The 25,138-nt window shown below is 64.6% G+C and carries 21 protein-coding genes and 2 tRNA genes; 14 read left to right on the forward strand and 9 right to left on the reverse strand.

The annotated features are described in order from the left end of the window. The first annotated feature begins 9 nt into the window (after window positions 1-9). From tssC to ACN6KF_RS14130, 11 genes are read left to right on the forward strand one after another with little or no spacing between them, the layout of a single operon-like run. The gene (gene tssC / locus ACN6KF_RS14080; protein WP_434959677.1) at window positions 10-1,443 is read left to right on the forward strand and encodes a type VI secretion system contractile sheath large subunit; all 1,434 of its coding nucleotides are present in this window, start codon (window positions 10-12) and stop codon (window positions 1,441-1,443) included. Further along, entirely contained in the window at window positions 1,440-2,261 is an 822-nt protein-coding gene (locus ACN6KF_RS14085; protein WP_434957432.1) for a type VI secretion system accessory protein TagJ, read from the forward strand. Before tssC ends, ACN6KF_RS14085 begins: the two co-directional genes overlap by 4 nt. Further along, window positions 2,254-2,763 (forward strand): type VI secretion system baseplate subunit TssE, encoded by a 510-nt coding sequence (gene tssE / locus ACN6KF_RS14090; RefSeq protein ID WP_434957433.1) that lies wholly within the window; start codon window positions 2,254-2,256, stop codon window positions 2,761-2,763. The genes ACN6KF_RS14085 and tssE overlap by 8 nt, the downstream gene beginning before the upstream one ends. Next, on the forward strand, window positions 2,756-4,534 hold the full coding sequence (gene tssF, locus ACN6KF_RS14095) for a type VI secretion system baseplate subunit TssF (protein WP_434957434.1): 1,779 nt from the start codon (window positions 2,756-2,758) through the stop codon (window positions 4,532-4,534). Before tssE ends, tssF begins: the two co-directional genes overlap by 8 nt. Before the next feature lie 16 nt (window positions 4,535-4,550). Continuing rightward, window positions 4,551-5,561: a type VI secretion system baseplate subunit TssG gene (tssG, locus tag ACN6KF_RS14100; RefSeq protein WP_434957435.1), complete on the forward strand. Its 1,011-nt coding sequence runs from the start codon at window positions 4,551-4,553 to the stop codon at window positions 5,559-5,561. Window positions 5,562-5,571: 10 nt separating this feature from the next. Beyond that, window positions 5,572-6,822, forward strand: coding sequence for an FHA domain-containing protein (locus tag ACN6KF_RS14105; RefSeq protein WP_434957436.1), 1,251 nt, complete (start codon window positions 5,572-5,574; stop codon window positions 6,820-6,822). Beyond that, entirely contained in the window at window positions 6,819-8,159 is a 1,341-nt protein-coding gene (tssK, locus tag ACN6KF_RS14110; protein ID WP_434957437.1) for a type VI secretion system baseplate subunit TssK, read from the forward strand. Before ACN6KF_RS14105 ends, tssK begins: the two co-directional genes overlap by 4 nt. Before the next feature lie 13 nt (window positions 8,160-8,172). Further along, on the forward strand, window positions 8,173-9,675 hold the full coding sequence (gene icmH, locus ACN6KF_RS14115) for a type IVB secretion system protein IcmH/DotU (RefSeq protein WP_434957438.1): 1,503 nt from the start codon (window positions 8,173-8,175) through the stop codon (window positions 9,673-9,675). Continuing rightward, window positions 9,672-13,145 (forward strand): type VI secretion system membrane subunit TssM, encoded by a 3,474-nt coding sequence (gene tssM, locus ACN6KF_RS14120; RefSeq protein ID WP_434957439.1) that lies wholly within the window; start codon window positions 9,672-9,674, stop codon window positions 13,143-13,145. Before icmH ends, tssM begins: the two co-directional genes overlap by 4 nt. Before the next feature lie 9 nt (window positions 13,146-13,154). Continuing rightward, window positions 13,155-14,528: a type VI secretion system-associated protein TagF gene (tagF, locus tag ACN6KF_RS14125; protein ID WP_434957440.1), complete on the forward strand. Its 1,374-nt coding sequence runs from the start codon at window positions 13,155-13,157 to the stop codon at window positions 14,526-14,528. Further along, a complete protein-coding gene (locus ACN6KF_RS14130; RefSeq protein WP_434957441.1) occupies window positions 14,525-15,451 on the forward strand; it encodes a protein kinase domain-containing protein in 927 nt (308 codons plus the stop codon). The genes tagF and ACN6KF_RS14130 overlap by 4 nt, the downstream gene beginning before the upstream one ends. A gap of 24 nt (window positions 15,452-15,475) precedes the next feature. On the opposite strand, the gene ACN6KF_RS14135 is transcribed toward ACN6KF_RS14130, so the two are convergent. Together ACN6KF_RS14135 and ACN6KF_RS14140 are read right to left on the reverse strand one after the other, a co-directional pair. Then, a complete protein-coding gene (locus ACN6KF_RS14135; RefSeq protein ID WP_434957442.1) occupies window positions 15,476-16,711 on the reverse strand; it encodes a polysaccharide biosynthesis/export family protein in 1,236 nt (411 codons plus the stop codon). A 382-nt stretch (window positions 16,712-17,093) separates the two neighbouring features. Further along, a tRNA-Pro gene (locus ACN6KF_RS14140) sits at window positions 17,094-17,170 on the reverse strand. Between the two features lie 144 nt (window positions 17,171-17,314). Here ACN6KF_RS14140 and ACN6KF_RS14145 point away from each other — a divergent pair. Both ACN6KF_RS14145 and ACN6KF_RS14150 read left to right on the forward strand, forming a co-directional pair. Beyond that, window positions 17,315-17,389 (forward strand) — tRNA-Gln (locus ACN6KF_RS14145). 179 nt (window positions 17,390-17,568) lie between these two features. Further along, window positions 17,569-18,048, forward strand: a complete 480-nt coding sequence (locus ACN6KF_RS14150; RefSeq protein WP_434957443.1) for a hypothetical protein — start codon at window positions 17,569-17,571, stop codon at window positions 18,046-18,048. Between the two features lie 6 nt (window positions 18,049-18,054). Here the strand turns inward: ACN6KF_RS14150 and ACN6KF_RS14155 are convergent, their stop codons facing one another. After that, window positions 18,055-18,588, reverse strand: coding sequence for a 2,4'-dihydroxyacetophenone dioxygenase family protein (locus ACN6KF_RS14155; RefSeq protein ID WP_434957444.1), 534 nt, complete (start codon window positions 18,586-18,588; stop codon window positions 18,055-18,057). Window positions 18,589-18,592: 4 nt separating this feature from the next. Next, the gene (locus tag ACN6KF_RS14160; RefSeq protein ID WP_434957445.1) at window positions 18,593-19,300 is read right to left on the reverse strand and encodes an SDR family oxidoreductase; all 708 of its coding nucleotides are present in this window, start codon (window positions 19,298-19,300) and stop codon (window positions 18,593-18,595) included. Between the two features lie 487 nt (window positions 19,301-19,787). Here ACN6KF_RS14160 and ACN6KF_RS14165 point away from each other — a divergent pair, with 487 nt between their 5' ends. Next, on the forward strand, window positions 19,788-21,050 hold the full coding sequence (locus ACN6KF_RS14165; RefSeq protein WP_434957446.1) for an ROK family protein: 1,263 nt from the start codon (window positions 19,788-19,790) through the stop codon (window positions 21,048-21,050). Here the strand turns inward: ACN6KF_RS14165 and ACN6KF_RS14170 are convergent. From ACN6KF_RS14170 to ACN6KF_RS14190, 5 genes are all read right to left on the reverse strand, one after another. After that, window positions 21,047-21,904, reverse strand: a complete 858-nt coding sequence (locus ACN6KF_RS14170; RefSeq protein WP_434957447.1) for a 23S rRNA (adenine(2030)-N(6))-methyltransferase RlmJ — start codon at window positions 21,902-21,904, stop codon at window positions 21,047-21,049. The genes ACN6KF_RS14165 and ACN6KF_RS14170 overlap by 4 nt on opposite strands. Next, window positions 21,901-23,100: a low temperature requirement protein A gene (locus ACN6KF_RS14175; RefSeq protein WP_434957448.1), complete on the reverse strand. Its 1,200-nt coding sequence runs from the start codon at window positions 23,098-23,100 to the stop codon at window positions 21,901-21,903. Before ACN6KF_RS14175 ends, ACN6KF_RS14170 begins: the two co-directional genes overlap by 4 nt. A 447-nt stretch (window positions 23,101-23,547) precedes the next feature. Beyond that, window positions 23,548-23,898 (reverse strand): cupin domain-containing protein, encoded by a 351-nt coding sequence (locus ACN6KF_RS14180; RefSeq protein WP_434957449.1) that lies wholly within the window; start codon window positions 23,896-23,898, stop codon window positions 23,548-23,550. A 21-nt stretch (window positions 23,899-23,919) separates the two neighbouring features. After that, window positions 23,920-24,585 carry a ribonuclease T2 family protein gene (locus ACN6KF_RS14185; protein ID WP_434957450.1) on the reverse strand — a complete coding sequence of 222 codons (666 nt, stop codon included), beginning with the start codon at window positions 24,583-24,585 and terminating at the stop codon, window positions 23,920-23,922. After that, window positions 24,582-25,022 (reverse strand): hypothetical protein, encoded by a 441-nt coding sequence (locus ACN6KF_RS14190; RefSeq protein WP_434957451.1) that lies wholly within the window; start codon window positions 25,020-25,022, stop codon window positions 24,582-24,584. The genes ACN6KF_RS14185 and ACN6KF_RS14190 overlap by 4 nt, the downstream gene beginning before the upstream one ends. Window positions 25,023-25,138 lie beyond the last annotated feature (116 nt).

Genomic DNA, 25,138 nt, shown 5'->3' on the forward strand with positions numbered 1-25,138 from the left:
GCCGCCGGCCTGCCCGGCGGCACCTTCGGCTTTCCCAGGAAAGCCCATTCCGACGATAGGTTCGAGAACTTGCTGCGAGGCAGAGCAGATCAGCTCATCGCCCTGATCGACGAGGCATTGAATCGCCAGGTCAACGCGATCCTGCATCATCCCGAATTCCAGGCGATGGAAGCACGCTGGCGCGGGCTGGCGATGCTGGTGCGCGCGGCCTCGCGCTCGAGCGAGGTCAAGATCAAGCTGCTCAGCCTGAGCTGGAAGGAGCTGGCACGCGCCATGGAGCGCGCATCCGATTTCGATCAGAGCCGCCTGTTCGAGCTGGTCTATAATCGCGAATTCGGTATGCCCGGCGGGGAGCCCTATGGCCTGCTCGTCGGGGACTATCACCTCTCGCCCACCGATCCCCAGGCCAATGGCGATGTGGTTGGCACACTTGCCCAATTGGCCTTGGTGGCCGCAGCGGCCTTCTGCCCCTTCGTGGCGGCCGCCTCACCCCATGCGATCGGGCTGGAGAGCTTTTCAGAACTCAACCGCGTGCAGGATCTCAACTGGCTCGACACCAGTCCCGACCGCATGCGCTGGAACCGCCTGCGGACCCATGAGGATACCCGCTTTCTCGGGCTGGTCGCGCCACGCATCCTGATGCGGCAGCCCTATGAGCCCTATTCGCGCCGGCGCGACGATGGCTTTCCCTTCCGCGAGGCGATCTCGCAGGACGGCGCCAGCCTGCTGTGGGGCAATGGCGCCTTCGCCTTCGCAAGCGTCGTCATCCGCAACTTCATTCACTCCGGCTGGTTCGCCGACATTCGCGGCGTTACCCAGGATGCCGTCGACGGTGGCATGCTGAGCAGCGCCGAACTTGCCGCCTATGATTTCGGCACGGAGAGCCAGGGACTGTCTGCCCAGGCGCCCGTCGAGGTTCGCCTGACGGGCGGCCAGGAACAGCAGTTCTGCGATCACGGCCTGGTGCCGATCGGCACCACCTATATGTCCGCCTGCGCCATCTTCAACGCCAACCAATCGCTCCATGCGCCGCAGCATTACGCCAACGAGAACGCGCGCCAGAACGCCCGTCTCGCTGCCATGCTGCAATATGTGCTCTGCGCTTCGCGGTTTTCCCATTATCTCAAGGTGATCATGCGCGACCAGGTCGGCCGGCTGGCCGATGCCGCCTCGCTGCAGCGCAAGCTCGAGGACTGGCTGTCGGGCTACACGCTCGGCAATGACGATGCCGACCTGCCGCTGCGCACCCGCTATCCGCTGCGCTCGGCCGGTATCAGCGTGGAGGAACTGCCCGGCAAGCCCGGCGCCTTCATCTGCACGGTGCGGCTGCAACCGCATTTCCAGCTCGACGACGTCTCGACCAGCTTCCACCTCATCGCCGAAATGGCGCCGCCGACGAGCAGCGTCGATACCGCTTCTTTGCCCAGAAGGATGACAGCATGACGCTCGCCGCCAGCATCGCCAATTCTCTTTCCGAAGGGGCACTGAGCCAGGCGCTCGACCACGCCAGGGAGCATATGCGGGCTCACCCCTCCGACAAGGATGCCCGTCATCTCTATATCGACCTGCTCATCCTCGCCGGCGATTATGAGCGGGCCGACACGCAATGCAGCCTCGCCGTGACCCTGGCGCCGCAGGATACCATGGGCTTTGCCCTGCTCCGCAATCAGTTGCGCGCCATGGCGGCCCGCAAGGCCTGGTTCGAGACCGGTGCCGTCCCAGAATTTCCGCATGGGCCGAGCGCACTCGACAGGGCGGCAATCGAACTCGCCATCATCAACCGTGAAGGCAGCCCGGCAGGGCCGGCGCTGGCGGCCCTGGACGGACTGCGCGGTGAACGGCCGATGCTGTGGAACGGCGAGCCGGTCGGCGATTTCCGGGACCTGGACGATCGGGTTCCCCATGCGCTCGAAGTGATCATGACGGGCGGGTCCTATCTGTGGATCGACTTCGCCAAGATCGCCTCCGTGGCGGTGGAGCCGATCGCCCGGCCACGCGACCTCGCTTTCCGCCGGGCAGAATTGTCGCTGGCCGACGGCGCCTCCGCCTCGGTCCTGCTGCCAGCGATCTATCAGGGCACCGAAGGCCGCGAGACGCTGTTGCTGGGGCGCGAGACCGAATGGGTCACCGAGCCCAGCGGCATCACCGCCGGCCGCGGCCAGCGTTGCTTCCTCGCTGGTGACGAGCTGGTTTCCTTCCACGACATGCAGAGCCTGGGCATGCCCGAAATCATCAGGCAGAAGCAGGCTGCCCATGGTTGATCCGCTCGAACGTTTCCGGGCCCGCGAGCAGGTCCTGTCGCGCTCCATCCTGGACCGGCTGCTCGACGCAGCCCCGGACCTTCCTCGGGACCCTCCCCTCAGCCTCGCGGATCAGGCACGCGAGATGCGCGAAGCCATCCGCCGCGACCTTGAAGCCCTGCTGAACACCAGGCGCTGTCCGACAAGCCCGCCGGACAAGCTGGCGGAGCTCAAGGATGCGCTGGTCAGCTACGGGGTGGAAGGCATCGTCTCAGCCAACCTTGTCACCGACGAGGCCAAGCTGCATTTGGCGCGCGCCATCGAGCGGCGCATCGCCCTGTTCGAGACCAGGCTGTCGAACATACGCGTCACCATCCTCAAGAACCGCACCCAGGGCGAAAGAGCGCTGCGTATGCGCATAGAGGCGACCTTCCGCCTCTATGACGGCATGCCGCCGATCAATTTCGAGTCCACCATCGATCCCACCAGCCAGCGCTTCCAGGTGGAGGCGGCGCATGGTTGAGGGCTTTCTGCGACGCTATAACGAGGAATTGTCGGCCCTGCGCCGGCGGGCGTCGCGCTTTGCCGATGCCTTCCCCAAGATCGCCGGACGGTTGCGCCTGACCGGCGAGGTTGCCGACGATCCCCATGTCGAGCGCCTCATCCAGAGCTTCGCCTATTCCGCCGCCAGGGTACGCCAGAAACTGGACGACGAGTTTCCCGAGCTGACCGATGGCCTGCTCGAAACGCTCTACCCGCATTATCTCGCGCCCCTACCCTCCATGAGCATCATGCGCTTCTCGCCCGGCGAGACGCTGGCCGCCACGCAGATTCTGCTGCGCCATACCGAAGTGCAGGCCGAACCGGTCGGCGGCGAGACCTGCCGTTTCCTGACCACGCAGGACGTCGAAATCGCACCGGTGGAGGTCAGCGCGGTCTCGCTGTCGGGACAACCGATCCAGGCACCGCTCTCCCGCCATGCCGGCGCGGCCGGTTGCCTGCGACTGTCGATCCGTTCGCTGGCGGGCCGCCGGCCCCTGTCCGAACTCGGGCTCAAGCGCCTGCGCTTTCACATCGCCTCGCCCTGGCGGCAAGCAAGCGCGCTCTACGAATTGCTCGCAAACCACACGCTCGGAATCGCGCTGGCGCGGCACGCCGACGATGACAAGGCGATCTTCCTGCCGGCCGATCATCTCAAGCCGGTCGGTTTTTCGCCAGACGAGACGATGCTGCCTTATCCGAGCACGAGCTTCACCGGCTATCGCCTGCTTACGGAATTCTTCGCGCTGCCGCAGAAATTCCTGTTCTTCGAGATCGACGGACTGCAGCGCTGGCACGGCGACGGGCTGGAGATCTTCGTCTATCTCGGTGAGACGGACGGCAAGCTGGAACGCTCGGTTACGGCCCGGGACCTGGTGCTGCATGCCACGCCGGTAGTCAATCTGTTCCGCCAGACCTGCGAGCCCCTCGCGCTCGACGGCACCCGTACCGAATATCGGCTACTGTCCGACTCGCGGCGGCAGAAGACGCGCGAGATCTATGCTGTCGAGCGGGTGATGTTGACTGGATCGAAGGGAGAGCAGCAATCCTGCCAGCCCTTCTTCGGGCGCACCCAGCGCTCAGGCGCGGCGGCCGCCTATTGGCAGAGCTATCGCCGCTTCGACCCAGACGACGGCACCTGCGACCTCGACATCGCCTTCGTCGACCACAATCGTCGTGCCACCGGCAATCTCGATGCCGTGGCAAGCGTCGATGCCTGGTGTCTCAATCGCGCTTTGCCCGAGCGCCTGCCCTTCGGTGGCGGCCATCCACATCTCAAGCTCGCGGCCGGCAACGAGGCGGTCGGACGGATCGAGGCGCTGATCGCGCCCACGCCAGCCGTGCGCATGAACGACGAGGACGGCCGCAACTGGCGGCTGATGTCGCATCTCCTGCTCAATCATGTCTCGCTGTTCGACAATGGCGGGGCAGCGCTCAAGGACATCCTGTCGCTCTACGCCTTCCGCGACCTGCCGGAGACGCGCCAGCTCGTCGATGCCATCATCCAGGTGGAGGCAAGGGCTGCCACCGCCCGTATCCGGGGCGGCATGGTGCCCGGCACCGAGATCGCGATCGAGTTCGATCCGGCCGCGATCGATCGCCCATCAGCCTTCCTGTTCGGCAGCGTGCTCGATCGCTTTTGCGGCCTCTACACCTCGGTCAACAGCTTCACGCGGCTGACGGTCTCCATCAAGGGCCAATCCAAGCCGATCGCCACCTGGCCCGCCCGGGCGGCCGAACGCCCGCTGCTCTAGGAGACCTTCGCGCACCATGCTTCCCGACCGTAGCACAGATGCCCTTGCCGATCTGCTCGAACGCGACCCCGGCCGCTTCGAGCCGACCACGGCTTTTCGCGTCGCCCAGGCGGCGCAAGAGCAGGCGGCGCAGGGGCAGCTTGCTATCACCGCGCATGCGGGCGTCTCACCAGCTGCCCTCCCGGTATCGGAGTTTCGCCGAAAGGAAGGCCAGGCCACCTTGCGTAGCGCCCTGGCCGGGCTTGCCGGGCCGCTGGGCTCGCTGCCGCCGACCTATAATGAACTCATCATGCGCGAGGAGCGTAACAAATCCTCCTCCCTCGCGGCCTTCCTGCAGCTGTTCGGCGCCCGCATGGACGAGTTGTTCGTCGATGCCAGCGAGAAATATCGGCTTGCCCGGCTGTTGCGCTGGGGCAGCCGCGAGGACCGCAACGGCTTCATCAGGACTTTGCTGTCCCTCACCGGCTTCGGCACCGCCAGGTTGCGGGAGCGCAGCAACGTCGAGGACGATGTGCTGCTGCGGTTCAGCGGCTTCTTTGCGGCACGCACCCGCAATGTCAGCAATCTCAGGGCCATACTGCGCGAGGTCAGCGGCCTGCCGGTTGAGATCGAGCTCTTCCAGGGCCGTTGGCTTGGTGTGCCCGAGCCTGAACAAAGCCAGATGACACGCGAGGCCACGGTGCGGCTCGGCGTCGATGCCATGGCGGGTTCGGCCATCCGGGACCTTTCCAGCACCTTCCGCGTGGTGATCGGCCCACTCGACTATCGGGACTATCTCTCGCTGGCGCCCGGCAGCCGCAATATCGGCGAGCTCTTCGCGCTCACGCGCCTGTTCATCGGCTGCGGGCTCGATTTCGACATCCAGGTCGTTCTCAAGAAGGAGCATGTTCCCTTCTGCCAGCTCGGCCAGGCGGGCGATCCGCCACGCCTGGGCTGGAACAGCTGGGCGCGGAGCGCGCCGGCAGCTCGGGACAGCGACGACGCCGTCATCACCGAGCGTCAAGCAACGCTGCAACCGGTCTCGTAAGGAGATGGCCATGCGGTTGGAACTCAAGCAGGTCGAAGAGAGCGGAACCAGGGTAGGCGGCCAACGCTGGGTTCTGGAGCGGGGGCGCCGAACGCTGGGACGCTCGGTCGATTGCGACTGGCAGGTGCCTGACGCCGGCCGCACCCTTTCCAAACACCATTGCACCATTCTGCGTGATCGTGACGGCTATCTGCTGCGCGATGAAAGCGCCAACGGCACCCGTGTGGACGGCATCCTGGTCCTGGAGGGCGAGACCGCCCGCCTCAGGCATCAGTCGCGCCTTGAACTGGGCGGCCAGGCGTTCTCGGTATCGGTCACCGGCGAGGCCGACCGCGACATCGTTGACCCCGCAGCGGGCCTCGCGGTCAGCGAGGAGAATCTGACGATCACCGCCATCCTTGCCGATATCGCACCGGGCGGGCAGACCGCGACCGGGGTCATGGGCGGACGCGTTTCGGACGACTGGCCCTTGCAGCAGGCGAATGCTTCCCGTCCTGCCGGGCGCAAGGCTGAAGCGGCGCCCTCCTCGCGCCATGTCGAGATCGGCTGGAATGGCCCGCCGGATCCCAAGGCGATCAAGCCGGTGTTGCCCAACGACTGGAACGAGGACTTCGACTACGGCAATCGCCTCGAACATGGCCGGGCCACCTTCGTTTCCGTGCCCATGGCGCGCGACCGCGGCAAGAGCGGCTCCGAAGCAGCACCGGCAAACGACGATACGACTCAGGCAATTCCCTCTTCGGACCGGGACGAAGATCCCGCCGAATTCCTTGCCGACCTGACACCTGTCTTTGCTTGGCAGCCACGCTGCGAAGGCCTGCTGGCTCAGTGCGAGGAAACCCTCGAAAAGGCTTTCGCCACATTCGAGATCGGCACCGAATCGCTGGCGGAAACTCCGGATCTCTTCGGTCTCGATCGGGAAGAGGCCATGCTGGCGCGGCTCGAGACCTTGCTCACGCGACAGCAGGCACTCGCGGAGGCTCTCGGCACCCTGGTGCGCGAGGTCAGCCCGCAATTGGAGCCGCGCATCATCGAGGCAAGCACCGATGCCCGGACGATCGGCCTGCCCTGGCGCCGCAACGGGGCCTATTGGCAGACCTATCGACGGCAGTTCAACGCCGACGGCCGGGATCTTTCAGTCCGAGACCTGTTCCGCAGGGCAATGCTGAGTTCGCTTGGCCAAGTTAGGAACGAACCAGCCGGTGGCCAGACGCCCCGGACGGCGGACGGCACGACAAGCAAGGACGACGAAGTCGCATGAGAAACGAGAACAGGGTTGCGTGGAGCGAAGGCATGTTCCTTCGCGTGCAGCATTTCCAGCAGGCCGATCGCTGGACCGAGCGGCTGGTTCGTGCGACCACGCGTGAGCTTGCCGCCTATCCCTGGGGCATCGCCGAGATTGGCATCGACCGCGGCGCCCTGGCGATCGGGCAGTTCGCCCTGGCCAATCTGCGCGGCACCCTGCCGGACGGCACGCCTTTCGAGGCTCCCTTCGACACCGATCTGCCGCCGCCGCTGGAGCTCGACGAAGCCACCAAGAACGCCATCATCTATCTGGCGCTGCCGGCCCGGCGGCCCGGGCGCGCCGACATCGCCATCAATGGGGGCGCTTCCTCGCCCGGCGTCAGGGTGGTCGCCTCGCATTACGAAGCGCCCGACGCCAATGTCGAGACCGACTTCATGGCACCCATCGATGTCGGCCGGCTGAGCCTGCGCTATCTCAAGAGCGGCGATGACCTCGCCGGCTATGAGCTGATCGGCCTCGCCCGCGTCATCGAGGTGCGCTCGGACAAGGCCGTGCTGCTCGATCCCGATTATATCGCCCCCAGCCTGAACTGCGCTGCCGAGGCACGGCTCGGCGAACTCATGACCGAACTCCTCGGCATCGTGCGCCATCGCGCGGCGGCCATCGCCGAGCGCATCGGCGACCCCACCATCCGCGGCACGGCCGAGGTCGGCGATTACTTCCTGCTCCATATCCTCAATCGGGCCGATCCCTTGCTCAGCCACATCGCGGCCAACGCGACGCGGATACACCCGATGACCTTCTATGAGCATTGCATCCAGCTCGCCGGGGAACTTGCCACCTTCACCATGGATTCCAAGCGCGCCAGCGAGTTTCCGCCCTATCGGCACGAAGATCTCAAGGCAACCTTCGCCGCGGTGTTCGACGATCTCAGGACCTCGCTCTCGGCCGTGCTCGAGCAGGCCGCCGTTGCCATTGAGCTCGCCGAACGCCGGCATGGCGTGCGGGTCGGCACCATCAACGATCGCACTTTGCTCAAGGATGCCGGCTTCGTGCTGGCTGTCAGGGCCGAGATGCCGGCCGAGGACGTGCGCCGCCGCCTGCCCGCCCAGATCAAGGTCGGGCCGGTGGAGCGCATCGCCGAACTGGTCAATGTCGCCTTGCCTGGTATTCCCGTCCGGCCCCTGCCGGTGCTGCCGCGCCAACTGCCCTATCGCTCGGGCACGATCTATTTCGAACTCGATACCAAGAACCCGCTGTGGAAACAGCTCGATACCTCGGGCGCCATCGCCCTCCATCTCGCCGGCGACTTTCCGAGCCTGGAGATGGAACTGTGGGCCCTGAGGGAGTGAAGGACGCCAGCCGATGAACAAGGCAACGACAGCCCCCTGGCAGTCCCTGCCGACGGTGGTTGAGCTCACCGAAGACGGCGCCAAGAAACAGCAGACGGCACGCAAGATGGCCGAGATGCTGGATGACGCTCCACAGGATGGCTCGGCTCCGGCCGAGCCGCTGCGGTCGGGTGGCTGGTCGACTGATACGCTGGTGCGCAATTTCCGTTTCGGCGGCGAAGAAGTGCCGACCATCGTAGCCTCGGCCGCTCCCCTGCTCAACCTCGCCCATGCCTTGCGCCACACCGCGGACCAGCCCGACATCGAGCAGCTTCGCCGCACCACTACGGAGGCAATCAACCGGTACGAGCACGATCTCGCCGGTGCCCGCGTCAGCCCGGAGCGGGCGCGCGCCGCCCATTATGTCGTGTGCGCCACCGTCGACGACGTGGTGCTGAGCAAGCCCTGGGGCGTGCGCGCCGGCTGGGCCCGCTCGGGCCTCGTCTCGACCTATCACATGGATGTCACCGGTGGCGACAAGGTCTTCGACCTGCTCGACCATTTCCACCAGAGCCCGGGGGCCAACAAGGACCTGCTGCTGCTGATCTATCTGTGCCTGTCGCTCGCCTTCGAAGGCCGCACCCGCGTCTCCCCGCGCGGCGCCCTCGAGCTCAGCCGCATCCGCGACAGTCTCTACAAGACGCTGCTCGGCCAATATGGCGCATTCGAGCGTGAATTGTCCCCACACTGGCGCGGCGTTGCCGCCAGGCACAAGCCGTTGCGCACCGCCGCGGCGCTATGGACGCTGCTCAGCATCCTCGCCCTCCTGTTCGGGCTCGGCTACCTCTTCTTTTCGCTGTCGCTCGACCGGGCCTCTGACGGCACCTTCGCGCGCCTCGGTGATCTGCCGCCCAATGAAGCGCCCAGCATCTACATCGAGCCGCCGCCCAAGGCGAAGGAGCCACCACCGGTTCAGGTCCAGGCCAAGGCAGAGGTTCCCCCGGAGCCTGCGGGCGTGACCCGCCTGCGCGGCTTCATGAACTTCCTGCAGCCGGAGGTCGACAAGAAGCTCGTGAGCTTGTGGAACGACAATGGCCACGTGCTGGTCCGCATCAACAATGCCGGCCTGTTCGATACGGGCAAGGCGGATGTCAAACCCGGTTTTCAGGACCTGATCGACAAGATCGGCACCGCCCTGGCAACAGCCCAATTCAAGGCGAAGGTGATCGGCTATACCGACAACAGGCCGTTCAACGGCAACCGGCGCGCCCGCACCAATCAGCAATTGTCGGAGGAGCGGGCCGATGCCGTCGGCAACATCCTGAAGACCTATGCTCGCGACGGCGTCACGACCGAAGGGCGGGGTGAGGCCGACCCGATCGCTTCCAACGATACCGAACCCGGACGCGCGCAGAACCGCCGCACGGAGATCCTGGTGATCGGCCGGCCTGAGGACGGCTATACCGGCTCGCCTCTCGTGATGAGCCTGCCGGTTGTCGATCGCAACGTCACAGGGCCGGGAAGCGTCGCACCATGAACCCGCTCAGCTATTATTATACGATCCGGTCCTATGTCGAAGCCTACGGGACCCTGCTCGGCCAGCGCTTCCTGCCCATCGTCTGGATAGCGGCACTCTGCCTCATCATCTGGTTCTACGGCCACCTCATCGGCTATGGCGAATTCTATCCGCTGGCCAGCACCACCAATCGGCTGATCGCCATCGGCGTCATACTGATCGCCGGCCTCACCTATATCGGCGTCAGCATCTACAAGGCGCGCAAGCGCGACAAGGCGCTGGTCGCCGATCTCGAAAAGAGCGCGGAGGCCGAGGCGGCCGCCAGCCAGCAGGCCGAGGTCAGCGAAATTCGCGACCGGCTGAAGCAGGCCCTGGCACTGCTGCGCCGTATCACCAAGAAGCGCTTCGGCTATGTCTATGAACTGCCCTGGTATGTGATCTTCGGGGCGCCGGGATCGGGCAAGACCACGGCCCTCACCCATTCGGGCCTGAAATTCCCGCTCGGCGATGCGCTCGGCGCCAATTCCGTGCAGGGCATCGGCGGCACGCGCAGCTGCAATTGGTGGTTCACCGATGAAGCCATCCTGATCGATACCGCTGGCCGCTACACCACCCAGGACGACCTCAACGGCAGTTCCAAGGCCGGCTGGGAAGGCTTTCTGACGCTCCTGAAGAAATACCGTCGCTCGCAACCGGTGAATGGCGCGCTGGTCACGCTGTCGATCGCCGACATCCTGAACCGCGAACCCACGGCCCGGCTGGAAGAGGTGCGCGCCGTCCGCCAGCGTCTGTCGGAGCTCGACGAGTATCTGCAGGCCCGCGTGCCCGTCTATCTCGTGCTGACGAAATCGGATCTGCTCACCGGCTTCGTGGAATTCTTCGACGGCTTCAATGCCAGCGATCGCGAGCAGGTCTGGGGCACCACCTTCGGTCTCGACGAAAGCTACCAGGCAGACAACCTGCCCGAGCGTTTCCTGGAGGAATTCAGCCTGCTTCAGCAGCGCGTCGACGCCTTGCTGCTCGAGCGTCTGCAACAGGAACCCGACAGCGAGGTGCGCGGACGCATCTTTCGTTTCCCCGCCGAACTCGCCGCCCTCAAGGAACGCCTGCACGAGGTGCTCGTCGAACTGTGCGCCGGGTCGAAACTGGTGGAATCTCCGCTGCTGCGCGGCATCTATTTCGCCTCCGGTACCCAGGCGGAGGTGCCGGGTGCGGCCGGTGCGCCACGCATGCGCCGAAGCTATTTCCTGCCGCGCCTGTTCAAGGAGGTCATCTTCGGGGAAGCTGCCCTTGTCGCACGCGACAAGCGCCTGACCCGCCGCCAGTTGATGCTGCGCCGCGTTGTCTATGGCGCATCGGCGGTGGTGCTCGGTGTGGTCTTCTCAAGCTGGATCGCGACCTATTATCAGAATTCCCGCGCCTTGGCGCAGGCTGACGAACGCATCAATTCTTATGAGAGGCTGGTGCAAGGCATCCCGGTGCGGGATGTCGCCGACACTGATTTCCTGCGGATCCTGCCCGCGCTGAACGATCTCAGGGGCGTGAGCGACGGCTTCTCCAACACCGAAATCTGGCAAGTCGGCTTCGGGCTGGACCAGCGGGACAAGATCGCGGGCCGGCAGCGCGAGGCCTATCAGCGCGCCCTCAATTCGCTGCTGCTGCCCCGCCTGATGGTACAGTTGCAAAAGCAATTGGCCGACACCTCAAATGTCCGCCAGACCTTCGATGCCCTCAAGCTCTACGGCATGCTCGGCGGGCTGGGCCAGGTCGACGCCAAATTCGCCGCGCAGGAAGCCGAGCAGATCTTCTACAGCCTTTATCCCGGAGAGGGACGGGTAGCCGCTCGCCACGAGCTTCTCCAGCATGTCGAGCAGCTGGTGGCAAGGAGGCTACCGCCGATCGATATCGACCAGACTCTGGTCGCCAAGGCCCGGCAGGCGATCCGCGGGCAGAGCCTGGCAGCGCGAGCCTATGACATCCTGGAGGAGAACCGGCAGGTCCGCGCTTTGGCGCCCTGGATTCCCGCCGACGCACTCGGTCCGCTGGGTGAACGGGTGTTCCAGCGCAAATCCAGGGCCTCGCTGCGCGAAGGTATTCCCGGCCTGTTCACCGGCGAAGGCTATCGCTCCGTCGTCTTGCCCGAAGCCGCCGATGCTGCACGCCAGGCGCTGGACGAGCATTGGGTGCGCGGCGAACCCGCGAGTGCCGGCATGACGGTGGAGAGCCTGTCCCTGGCCGCATTGCAGCTTTATTTCGATCAGTATGAGAAACGCTGGGCCAGCCTGCTGGCCGATCTCGGCGTAAAGCCTTTCCAGTCGCTCGCCGATGCTGCCGATACGCTTCGGGTTCTCTCCAGCGAGCCCGGTCCGATCGAGAACCTGACGCGGTCCATTGCCAACGCAGCCGACCTCAGGCCCCCGGCGAACGCCTCCGTCGCCACGGCTCAGCAGAGCAACCAAAGCACCGCGTTGAACAGCAGTGCGATCAGTGTCCCCGATCCCTATGGCCGTCTGCGGGAGGCCCTGGAGACGCCCAAACAGAGCGATGGCAACAGTTCGGAAAAGCCGCGCTCGCAGATCTCGGGCCTCAAGCCCCTGCTCAGCGCCATGTATACCCAGCTCTCGCGCGCCGCTAGTTCGACGGCGCCGGTCAGCAAGATCTTCGACGTCGACAGCCAGCTCACCGCAGCTATCCAGTCGCTGCAGGAAGAGAGCCGGCGCCTGCCGCCACCGCTCGATACCCTGATGGCCGGTGTCGCCGGCGATGTCGGTGCACTGTCGTCCCGGACCGCTCGCAATCAGGCCTCCGACAAATGGGCGGCCGATGGTGCCGGGCTTTGCTCCACCATTATGGTGGGGCGCTATCCCTTCGACCGGAACGCCCGGCAGGACATGGCGCTGACCGATTTTTCCCGCCTGTTCGGCCCCAAGGGACGCTTCCATACCTTCTTCAAGGAGGAGCTCGAGCCCTTCGTCGACACCTCGGCCAATCCCTGGCGCTGGAAGGGCGCCACCGGCAGCGAGGGCATCGCGAGCGAGGCGCTTGTCCAGTTCGAGAATGCCGACAAGATCCGCAAGGCTTTCTTCCCCAATGACGCCGAGATGCCCTCCGTCCGGATCACCGTAACCGGTCTCGCCGTAAACGAGGCGACGAATTCGGCTGTCTTCACTTTCGCTCCGGGCGAGGCGATCCGCGCGGTGAAGGGCATCGAGCAGGCGAAGATCTTCGAATGGCCGACCAAGGACAGCTCGGCTAGTGCCTGGGTGATGCTGACCCCCGGCGACTTTAGTCGGAAATCCGAGGCGACCGGTGAATGGGCCCTCTTCCGGCTGCTCGACAAGGCCGGCATCACCGAGGAAGGCACCGATCTCTTCCGTGCCCGCTTCACTCAGGATAGCAGGAGCGGCGAATTCCGGGTGCAATTCGGCGGTACGCTCAATCCCTATCGCCTCAAGGCGATAGCGGATTTCAAGTGCCCGTCGCAGTTCTAAGGCGGATCGATGGCTCAGCGCGGCGCCCCCCATGCGGCTCCTTCCGAGCAGGACGGTATCGGCTTTTTCGGCAAGGTGCCGAGCCATGGCGATTTCGTCTCGACCGGTCTCGGCCGCCAGGCCGAGACCGAACTCGTCAACTGGCTGCAATCAGGCCTGCAGGAAAGCGAACAGACGCTCGGCGCACAATGGCAGGACCTGTTCCACGCTACACCGCCTTGGCGCTTCGTGATCGAGCGTTCTCTCTGGGGGCGGGCCACCATGGTCGGCATCCTGCTGCCGAGCAAGGACAGGGTTGGCCGCAGCTTCCCACTGGTGATCGCAGCCAGGGTCAGCAACTATGACGGCCCGGCCCGCCTGTTCTGTTTCGACGAGAGCTGGTTCACGGCCGCCGAAGCGATTGCCGAGACTTCCACGCTGCGCAACTTCGACATCGCCGCCTTTCTGGCCGGGCTGAAGCGGCTGCGCCTGCCACGGGCCAAATCCGCGCCTCCACCGCCGCCCGGAGCCGTGGACGGCCGTGTATCGCTGTGGTGGACCATAGAGAGCGAGACGGGCCGAGCCAGCGGCTTCAAGACCCAAGGGGCACCACGCGCCGGCGATTTCGTGCGCCTCCTGAGAGGCGGCAACCCCATCGTGAAGCCCCCTTCACAGCCTAATTCTCCCCCTGTGCCGACCAAAGCACCTCCCCCATCCACCCCAACGCCGGCTCCCTTGCTTGCTATAGAGCGCGGCTATGCCACCCATGCCGGCACGCGCCTGTCTGTTAATGCCGACGCGTTGCTGGTCTCCGACAATCCTCGCCTTTTCGCGGTTGCCGATGGCGTCGGCGACGGCAATGGCGCGGCGGAAGCAGCAAAGATCGTCACCAACACGCTGGCCGATGTCTCAGCGGCTGATAGGCTCGAAACCCTGGTGCAGGATGTGAAGGGCAAGCTCGGGCGCGCGCACAGCCTCGTGCAGTCGATTCGCTTTCCCGGCGCTGTGGAACCCCCAAGCGCCAGCGTCGTTACCCTCGCCATGCAGGGCAGGGATTTCGCCGTGATCTGGGCGGGCAATGCGCGCTGCTATCTGATGCGCGAGGGCATGATGCGTTGCCTGACGCGCGACCATGTCGAGATCGGCCTGCGTTTCGCGCTTTCGCGCAGCATCGGGGCGCCTCGGCAATTGGTACCGGAGATCGTGCATGACCTGATACAGCCGGGCGATCGCTTTCTGCTCTGCAGTGCCGCACTGGCCCAGGTTCTCGATGAGCGCACCATTGCCACCCTCATCGCCGAGCAGCCGGCGAAGGAAGCCGCCGCCGCCCTGATTCAGGATGCCCTGATTGCCAATGTGCGGGACAATGTCAGCGCCGTCGTCGTGACCGTCCAAACGGCATGAGCGGGGAAGCGCCACCGCAAGATCTGGAGGCGATCGCCACCCGTTTTGCCGCGTTGTGGCAGGCGCTCAGCCAGGCTGACGGCGAACTGCGCCCGCCTGCCGAAACCCGGCTGCTGGCCGATCGCGTGCGCGATGCACTCGACCGGCGCGTCGGCCGGCTGGAAGCGGTGGAGACTTCCTTCATCGCCAACAGCTTTGCCCTGGAAGCAATGGTCCATGACGGCGCTCTCACGCAGATTCACCAGCTCCGCCATCGCGACCTCGGCACCCTCCACGCCCTCAAGGCGCTGCGGCCGGATCAGGCCGACAATGTCGTCGCCCGCGATCTCCTGCTGCGCGAGGCCGGTTTTGGCGCCAGGCTGCGCCACCGCCATGTCGCCGCGGCTACCGCTGCCCTGCGGCTTGCCGACGGCCGGCCGGCCCTATTGATGGACTGGCTGCCCTCCAGCCTTTCCGATCGGATGCGGAAGGCCCCGTTTCGCCGCGACGAAGTCGCCACCATCGCCGCCGCCCTGCTGTCGGGGCTGGAAGCGGTGCATGCGGCAGGTTTGGTGCATGCCGATCTCGCACCGGACAATCTGCTCTATGACGGCGAGGATCTCGCCACGCTGCGCATCGCCGATTTCGGCATCGCTCTGGAAACCGGGCAGCGCCACGCCGATGTCGACCTGGCAAGGGCCGGCCGCGAAAGCTTCAGCGCCCCCGAACAGCAGGCCGGCAAGCCTCTCGATGGCCGGACGGACCTTTATGCCAGCGGACGAATCCTGCAGATGCTGCTGGAACGATGCGCCGATGGCCAGGGTGCCCAAGCCCCCTTGAGAGAAGACCCCTTGAGAGAACTCGCCGGGAAACTCGCCCGTCCTGATCCGGAGGTGCGGCTGTCATCGGCAGGCGTCGCCTTAGCGATGCTGCGGGGCGACTGAAAGGCTTCTTGAAGCCCTCCCGCCTTATTGAGACGGCAGGTTCAGCGAGACACCCGGTGCCGGAGGCGGGCTGGAGGGTATTCCTCCCGAGGGTTGCGGCGCCGCCGCCGTCGGCACGCTCTTCTGGAACACGGTGAAGAGCTTGGCGAAATCGACCATGCCGGCATTGCTGGCGAACAACATGTCGCCGCTTTCCATCTGGACCTGCTGCATCATCAGGAGACTGGAGGCGTCCCGCATGTTGATGCGAAAGATCACGGCGCGCGGCGGCGGCGGCGAGGCCATGGCTTGCGGGCAACTGGTCCGCGGCGGCATGGTGCCATTGCCATAGGGCGATGGCCGCACCAGCACGCAATCCTTGGTCGTCCAGTAATAGGCACGCTTGCGGAACAGATAGACGTAGCGGGAATCGGCCCGGTCATCGAGCAGACCGCCGCTGCGCGCGATGGCCTGCGCCAAAGTCAGCTGACCGGGTTCGAAATTGAACTCGCCGGCGCTCTTGAACGCCCCCATCGCGGTGAAGCTCGGCGTGTTGCCACCCAGGATGACCTGATCGCCCGGCTGCAGATAGATGTTTTGCTTGGGATCGGCCATCACCTGGTCGAGGCTCTGGTCGGCGCGCTGATTGCCGCGAATCACCGTCACCGTCGTCGCGTTGGCGGGTCCGGTGGCACCACCGGCCCTCGCCACCACGTCGAGGATGCGTTCCTTGCCCGAGGCCATCGCCATGCGGCCGGCTCCGCGCACCGCGCCGGAAATGGCAACCGCGCTGTTGGGCCGGTCGATGATGGTCACGACCGCCTGAGGATTGACGGAAGAACCCTTGAGGCTGCCGACGATACGCTTCTGCACCGATTCCGGCGAAGAACCCGCCACCCGCTGCTTGCCGACGAAAGGAATGTCGACCGAGCCATTGTCGTCGACCGTGAAGCGGCCGAGATCCAGCGTCTTGCTGTTCGTCGGCGAGAACAGGCCGTCCTCGCCGGTATCCAGCACGGTGATCTGCAGGACGTCGCCGCGGCTGATCTGCGTGCCGGTATAGCCAGCCGAACGCAGTTTCGAAAGACCCGGCGTGCCGGCGAAAGGCGAGGCGCCCGGAGCCAGGGCTGTCTGCGCAGCGTAGGTGATATCGATGACCGGAACGCGCTCATTCGTATAAGGCTGGCGCGCATTGAGAAAACTGCCGGCACTCGGGCCGTCGGACGGGCTGGAGCAGCTACCCAGCAGGACAAAAAGGCCTACGGCCAGCAGCTTCTGCATTCCCAATCCTCATAACGAATCGTTAATCGCACAGATAACCAAATGCCACATTAAAGACAATATCGCTACGCCGGCGATGGAATAACGACGAAGCTTAAACAAACGGCAATCTATTGCACGCCGGCGCATTGTCATAAAATTGTTACACTGTATTCAGTTACCCGCGTAACAGTTGCGCAGCGGTGAGGCATCCGCACAAGTCATACTTGGCAAGGCAGAGACGCTGCACCTCTCAAGGACGGTATCATCATGACTTTAAACAGGGAAGAAACCAAAATACTGCTTCACGTACCAGTACGGCAGCGCACGCACGCGGCAAACGCCACAATGGAGGCGTTAACGGATTTGGCAAATCTGTGGCTTGGATCTCGGGAAAATCGACTGGTCGGAGTGGCAGGATTTGAACCTGCGACCCCTACGTCCCGAACGTAGTGCTCTACCAGGCTGAGCCACACTCCGTATTCCAGTCGTGGGCGGGTCTATAGCGGGATCATCGCCGAGCCGCAAGCAGGATATGCGCTTTTTTGATGATGAAATTCGTAGCGCTTTTTTGTAGCCATGCCTTGCGGCCTCCGAGGGAACCGTTTATTGAGCCGCACCGATTGGGGCGTAGCCAAGTGGTAAGGCAGCGGATTTTGATTCCGCCATTCGGAGGTTCGAACCCTCCCGCCCCAGCCAGATTTCTCTCGGCTCCGTAGAACAAATGCCCGTCATGCCGAACATTGGCGGTTGTGGCCAGCGTGTCGAGGACAGGCGGGCGAAGATTTGCGTTTCTGCACCAGACTGACGCCTTGCGGCTGCCCTTTTGTTTGCGCAGCATGGCGCGGCAAATCAATGCGATGGAGGCGAATGTGCGCGTGACGATGGCAGCAGTCCTGGCAGGCGCCCTTTGTGCAGGCGCCCTCTCGATTCCACTGGCGCTGGCGACAGAAAAGCCCCCTGCCGACAAGACGGCACCGACGAAACCGGAGGCGGCCGCGCCTGCCGCCGTCAAGCCCGCGACACCCGCCAAGCCGCATGTACCCGTCAGCCAGGCCGTCGACTATGGCGACATGCGCTGCGGTTTCGCCGTGCGCCGTCGCGACATTCTCGACAGCCAGATCATCGCCTGGGCAAGCGGTTATGTCGAAGGCTATGCCAAGGCCAATCCCGGTCATTTCGGTAACGAGCGCGCGCTTGCCGACCTCACCGATCCGGCTAGCCTGCGCGCACATCTGCGCGGCTATTGCCTGAAGCACCGCGACAAGTCGCTCGAAGCCGCCGTACTCGCCATGGCGCCCCGCCCCCATGGCGCCGGCACGCCCGCCACGCCGGTGCAGCACCCTGCCCCCAAATAGGCTCGTTCAGCGCCGGATGAAACGCTCGACATAGTCGGAGCCAAGGCCATTGGCGGCATAATGGGCACGGCACATGTCGATCTTGGAGAAGACGTCCTCGAAGCCCGTCACCTTGCCCCAGGGATCGACATAGATCATGGCGCCGGTGATGTGGAACAGGGTGATCATCTCTTCGCAATCCTCCGGCACCACTAAGGTATGGGTCTCGCCGGGCGGCTCGAATACATAGGAGCCGGTCTCGGCCACCCAGTCATGCTCGAGATAATGCCAGCGCCCTCTGAGGACATGGCCATGCACCGGCGCCGGATGGCGGTGACGCGAGAGCACGCCGGATTTACGCACGCGCAGCAGGTTGACCCAGTAGCCCTGCCCGACATGCAGGCAGAGCGGGCGAAACCAGACATTCTCCATCTGCGGCACCCAGACGCGCTCGTCGTCGGGCAGCACATGCGGCACCACGATCTCGGGGGCCGCCTCCGCGGGCATGGGCAGTTGATAGGGCATTCGGCTCTGGTCGAGCTTGCGGTCGGACACACTCATGGTTTCATCCAATCAGATAGCCGCCATCGACGGGCAAGATCGTGCCCGTGACGAAAGCGGCGGCGGGGGAACATAGGAACAGCACGGGTCCGACCAGGTCTGCCGGAACGCCCCAGCGCCCGAGCGGGGTGCGCGCCAGGATCGGGCCGCTGCGGGCAGGATCCTCCACCAGTGCTCTGGTGAGCGGCGTCTCGATCCAGCCGGGAGCGATGGCGTTGACGCGGATACGCTCACCCGCCCAGGCGATGGCGAGCGACTTGGTGAGCTGGGCGATGCCGCCCTTGCTGGCGCTGTAGGCCGGCACCAGGCCGCCGCCGAAGAAGGACAGCATGGAGGCGAGGTTGACCACGGCGCCGGCGCCCGACGCCGCCAGCGCGCCGCGGCAGGCAGCGCAAAGGCGCATCGTGCCGTTGAGATTGATGTCGACGACCTCTTCGAAGACCTCCGGTTCGTGCTCGGCCCCGCGCCGGATGATACCGGCAGCATTCACCAGCACATCGAGCCGCCGATAGCGCCCCGCCAGCGCCGTGATGGCCGCGCCATCCCTCACGTCGAGCTCCACCGTTTCGATGCCGGCAGGCGCGGCCACGCCGGGCAAGCCGGCAGCCACCACGGAAGCTCCGACCTCGGCAAACCCCGCCGCAATCGCGGCCCCGATGCCGCTGGTGCCGCCGCTGACCAGCACCAGCCTGTTTTTGAAATCGAATTGCATAATCCAACCACCATGGCGCCGGTTAAGCCAGGCACCCGGCAATGATCTGACAATACCCCCTGCCCGGCGTCAATCCGGGTGCGACCATGGGAACGGTGAGAGGACGGCACGGGTTCTTCGTGCACCGGCAGGTAGGGCCGTCGCATGATGCTTGACACCTTTGCTCATCTTGAATTTACTCAACGGCAATAAATAAAGGGCGACGCGGTGACCGTGCCCACGCCCAGCGCATTTTGTGATTTGATTGAATCACGTCAAATCGCAAAGACGCTCCAGCCAATCCGTATGGTTGGCTCGGGACCAGAGAATGAGAGCAAACAAGCGTTCACACCTGAACGTGTTTTGCTCTAAGCAGATTCTTCCTGATCGGGTCACCGGCCCGATCAGGAAGAATCTGCAAGATATCAAACATTTGCAGAATTTCCTGGCGAGGCTCATCCGTGGATCTCGCCAGGAAATTCTGCTTAGCGGTAATGGGGAGGAAGCCATGGCGCCCGCGTCGATGGCGGAACGCGGATTGACCTCCGCGCGCATCCGTCACTACCACCACCGTGTCGTGCTGCAACGCTTGCGACGCCTGCGCGAAGCCTCCAAGGCGGACCTTGCCCGCGCCGCCAACCTTACCAACACCGCCATCGGCGAGATCGTCTCGGACCTGCAGGCCTTCGGGCTGATTTCGGTGGTCGGCAAGCGCTATCACGGCCAGCGCGGCCAGCCGGCAACGCTGTTGCGCCTGGAGCCGACAGGCGCTTATGGCATCGGGGTGCGGATCGACCGCAACCGCATCGAGACCGCCCTTGTCGATCTCGGCGGCCAACTGGTCGACAAACGTTCGCATGACTATCCCCTGCCCGCCCCTCAGGAGGCCCTGGCCGTGGTCGCGGCCGATGTAGCCGACCTCAAGGCCATTGCCGACAGCCTGTCGCCCGGGCGCGTGCTCGGCATCGGCCTGGCCCAACCCTACAATCTCGGCGCCTGGCTCGACCGGCTCAATCTGGAGATCGACACGCTGGCGCTGTGGGATGGCTATGATTTCGCCGCGGCTCTGCAGAGCCTGACTGGTCTCGACGTCCATGCCGAAAATGACGGCACGGCTGCCGCCATCGCCGAACTCTTCTATGGCTTCGGCCGGGAATCCGACGATTTCGTCTATTTCTTCCTCGGTCCGGCCATTGGCGGCGGCGTGGTGCTGGGTGGCGACTACCGTCGCGGCTCCCAGGGCAATGCCGGCGATGTCGCCATGCTGCCGGTGCCACCCTCCCGCTTGCCTTCGGTACCCGCGCCCAAAGGCTCCTACGACATCCTGCTGGCCCGCGCATCCATTGCAGCCCTGATGCGCCATCTTAGCTGGCATGGCCGCAAGATCGCCGGGCCGCACGACCTGCCGGCGGCCATTGCCGGCAGTCCCGCCGTACTGGAGGAATGGATCACCGATTGCGTCGATGCCCTGGTCGGCCCGGTCCTGTCGGCGCAGGCCCTGCTCGATGTTCCCAATGTGGTTGTCGATGGCGACCTCGGGCCAGCGATCATGCAGGAAATCGTCACGCGCCTCGAAACGGCGCTCGCCGCCGCCATTCCCGAGGCCCGCACCGCGCCGGTGTTGCGCCTGGGAACATTCGGCTCGATCGCCCATGCCTTGGGCGCGGCGAGCCTGCCGCTTTTCATCGATTTCGCACCTCGAGCATCACTGACCGCCAGCGCCCGTCCCATCACCTCGCTGGGCGAGTCCGCACGGGCCGACACGCCCTAGGGCGTGTCGTCTTGCTTGAGCCAGTCGAGGCGCACGAGACCACTGCCTTCCTTGGCGAAGAGCGGCGCGAGATAGGCACCCACGGCCCGCAGTTCCTCGTCCAGCTTCCAGGGCGGGTTGAGGATGATCATGCCGCAGCCATTGAGGCGATCGATACGCTGCACGGCATAGCGGCTGAGTTCGAACCGCAGGATGCGGCCGGCAACAGGCAGAGCTGCTACCTTGCGGGCGAAACTCTCCACCTCGCGCATGCCCTTGATGGGATACCAGATGGCGTAGACGCCCGTTGCCCACCGCCGCAGGGCCTGCGCCAACCCTTCGGAAATGGTGCGGAACTCGTTGTCCTCCTCGAAAGGCGGATCGATGAAGACGAGGCCACGCCGCTCGGGCGGAGGCAACAGGCCTGATAGCAGGTCCCAGGCGTCGCCCTCCATCACCTTGACCCGCTTGCCGCGGGCAAAGTTCCCCCGCAGCCTGTCGGCATCCTCCGGATGCTTTTCGCAAAAGACCAGGCGATCCTGGTCCCGCGTCAGATCGGCGGCAAGCCAGGGCGAGCCCGGATAGAGCGGCGGAGATTGGGCCATCAGCCCCTGGCACAGGCCGTACCAAGGCGCGATCAGTTCCGCGACCCGTGCCGGCGGCGGGTTTTCGGCCACCAAGCCGACGCCCTCCAGCCATTCGCCGGTGCGGCGGGCTTCGCTGGCTTCCAGATTGTAGAGCCCGGTGCCCGCATGGGTGTCGATCACGCGGAAGGGCGCATCCTTGGCCCCGAGATGGGTCAGGATACGCGCCAGCACGATATGTTTGAGTACGTCGGCGAAGTTGCCGGCGTGGAAGGCGTGGCGATAGTTCATGATGCGTGATGCAGAGCCTTCGATTTTGCTTTCCTGCCGATATAGCCTTCCCAGATCGCCACGACGAGGAGAATGACGGTGGTGATGCCGCTGATCATCAACAGATCGGTCACGAAGGCGAACGGCGCCATAATGGCCAGTGCCAGCAGGCCGGCGACGTGGGTGATCGGCACACCGCCATAGATCAGGCGCTTATAGAGCGCGTTGCCGATCAGATAGATGGCCGGCCCGCCGAAAATCACCGCCATGCCCCCGAAATCGACATGATGGGCGGGATGCGCGATCGACAAATCATTGCCAACGGCCGTGACGATCACGCCAGCGATCAGGGCTACGTGCAGATAATGGGTATAGGCGGCGATCTGCCCGGGATTCTCGGATTCGACAATGGCCTCCGTGGCGTCCTTGGTGCTGATGTCGAAATAGACCCACCACATGGCGATAGAACCGAGGAAGGCGACGAAGAAGGCGATCAGGCCGGGCGCATCCCAGGCCGGCGATTTGGCGAGGGTGGCTCCTGTGACCAGGACGGACTCACCCAGCGCCACGATGACGAAGAGCGCGCAGCGCTCGACGATATGGCCGCCTTCCACCGTCCATTCCTTGCCGGGATCCGAACGGCCGAGCCCAGGCAACCAGAAGCCGAACCAGGGGGCGAAATATTCGCATGCAACCGCAATGATCCATAGCACGATCCGGGCCTCGCCCTCGGCGAGGCCGCCGGCGATCCAGATGCAGGCCGCGATCAGGTTCCAGCCCATCATGCGCTGGAAATTGCGGGAGATCGGCGTGCCGGCGCCCAGACTGAACACGGCGAAGGCGGTGCGGCCGACCTGGATGGCCGCAAAGCAGAGCGCAAAGACGAGCCCGCGCTCACCGAAAGCCTCCGGCAAGGCCGCCGCCATGATCAGCCCGAGCGCCATCAAGGCGAAGAGGCAGATGCGAACCGGCGTCTTCTCAGGATCGAACCAGTTGGTGAACCAACAGGTATATTGCCATGCCAGCCAGACGGCGAACCACAGCACCAGGGTTTGGAGCGCCCCGCCCCAGGAAAGATGCTCCAACAGCGAGTGGGAAAGCTGCGTCACCGTGAAGACGTAGACGAGATCGAAGAAGAGTTCCGCATAGGAAACGCGGGCCTCATGACCATCGCGCTCGCGCAGAAAACTAGTGGTGCCGCTCTGCTCTGCTGTCATTGTACCTGTTACCTCCGCCCACCCCATATCGCCGGGAACCCGCTGGCGTGGCAAGAGGGGAAATGGCAGCCTGGCGGCACAGGAGGAGGAAGTCTACGGCTCGGGCTTACTCTCCAACCAGACCCATGCCGCCGGCACGTCGGCCTCCGCCAGGCGGTCCGGCAATCCAGTGTGATCCAGGTGCTCGCCGTTCCCAGGGATCCGTTGCCCCCTCGGGCTGCGCATGCCTTCATCGATTTCGTGATGTAGCTGGAAATAGCCGCGGCAGCTGCAACCCGTGTTTCCACCGCGAACAAGGCCGAGCTCTATCCCAACGCCTCCATCTGCCACGAGTATTCGACCGAGGGATTGAAGGCGAAAGGGCCAAGTAACGCTTCAGTAATACTCAAAGGCCGCGCGCACCCAGCCTTTCATACCAATCTGCATAGAGGACCACTCGGTTGGTATTCAAAGCCGGATCACGTAGCTCTTGCGCGTCGTCTCTACCACTTCCCAACTACCGGCAAAGCCCGGCTCGAGGATCATGGTGTCGCCGGGCTTCAATTCCACCGGCGCCCCGCCATCCGGCGTGACGATGGAGTGGCCTTCGAGCAGGGTGCAGCTCTCCCATTCTTCATAGACGATGCGCCAGCGCCCAGGGCTCGCCTCCCAGATACCGCAGAAGGTCTTGCCATCGGCGCTCTCATAGCTGTTCCAGGTGCGGAACGCCGGATTGCCGGCCTCCAGCCGCTCGGGCTTGGGCGCTCCCGCCTCAGCCTCCCCTTCCCCCGTGCCTGCGAATTTAAGCCATAGAGCCATGTCGGTTCACCAAGACCAATGTCAGTTGAGCGCTGGTATCAGAATGTTTCGCGTTCGGCAGCCTTGATATTGCAGCTGCGTCGGACAGGTCCGGAAACTGCGCAGATCCTTGCTCAGGCAGATGCGCAATTCGGTCAGCACGCTGCCGCGCTCGCCCCGGCTGCAGACCACGGTCATCATGTCGGGCCGCAAGCCAGGATTGGCTTGCGAAAAGGCCCGCTCGATCTCGATGGGCGCGGCGCGGCTATCCTGTGCCGAGCTCCTATAGGCCTCGGGAACGACGATGCGGCGATAGAGCGTCGCCATCGCCTCGAAATAGCGCGCCGGCGACAGGCCCGAGCAGGCCCCGTGCTTGCGCCACTCATAGCGAGCAAGGCCCTCCGAGGGCATCACCCCCCTGGTTGCGGCGAGATCGCGCCGCTGTACGAAGGCACCGGGATTGCACTCGGTGGGATAGTCGCGCTCCCCCTGCGGCCACAGGCCGTGCACGAGGAAGCCGAGGCGCGATCCCATATCGCATTGATCGGGCTGCTTGGTCGCCCCGCCCGTAGCGCAGAAGCCCGGCGACCAGGTCAGTGCGAGCAGATAGAGATCGAAATCCCCCGGCGCCCCGCCGCGGATCTCACGCGCGGCAAGGCCGCTGCTCGCCGCCACCATGACAATGGCCGCGAGCAGAAGACGGATCACGGACGCGCCATCTTGCAGGCGGGTGCGTAGGCCAGATTGTGATCGGTGCCATCGACGCACCATTCCACGCCCCAGCTTGCGCCGATCCAGCCGGTATCCTCGGCGATGGCATAGGAAACGCGACGGTAATGCCCGTCATTGGTCAGCACCCGGGCCACGCAGAAGCGGCGCGGAATATAGCTCGGGCCCCAGGGCGAAAAGGCAATCTGGCGATGACGATCGATCTGCTGGATCGCCAGGTTGGAGTGCCAATAATTGGCCTCTTTGCGGGCAAAGCGCGCGGCGATCTGATCGGAGACGGCCTTGTCGGCGCAATGGGGCAGGATGGCGTCGTAGTTGGGCCCGGACAGCCAGAAATTCTTTTCCAGCGCCGAGGCGGCAAGCGCCGGCGCACAGGATGCAGCCAGCAGGACGGCGGCAAGACCGGCAATACGCATGATGAGAATCCTTAAATCAGCAACTGTGCGAATTTGTCCGTGCCGAGGCCGCCCGTCAAGCGCCAAGCCGTGCGGCCGAGCCCCAATCGCTTCCGGTCCGGATAAGACCGATGCAA

The sequence above is a fragment of the Labrys methylaminiphilus subsp. lupini genome (genome assembly GCF_051161885.1).
Lineage (GTDB): Bacteria > Pseudomonadota > Alphaproteobacteria > Rhizobiales > Labraceae > Labrys.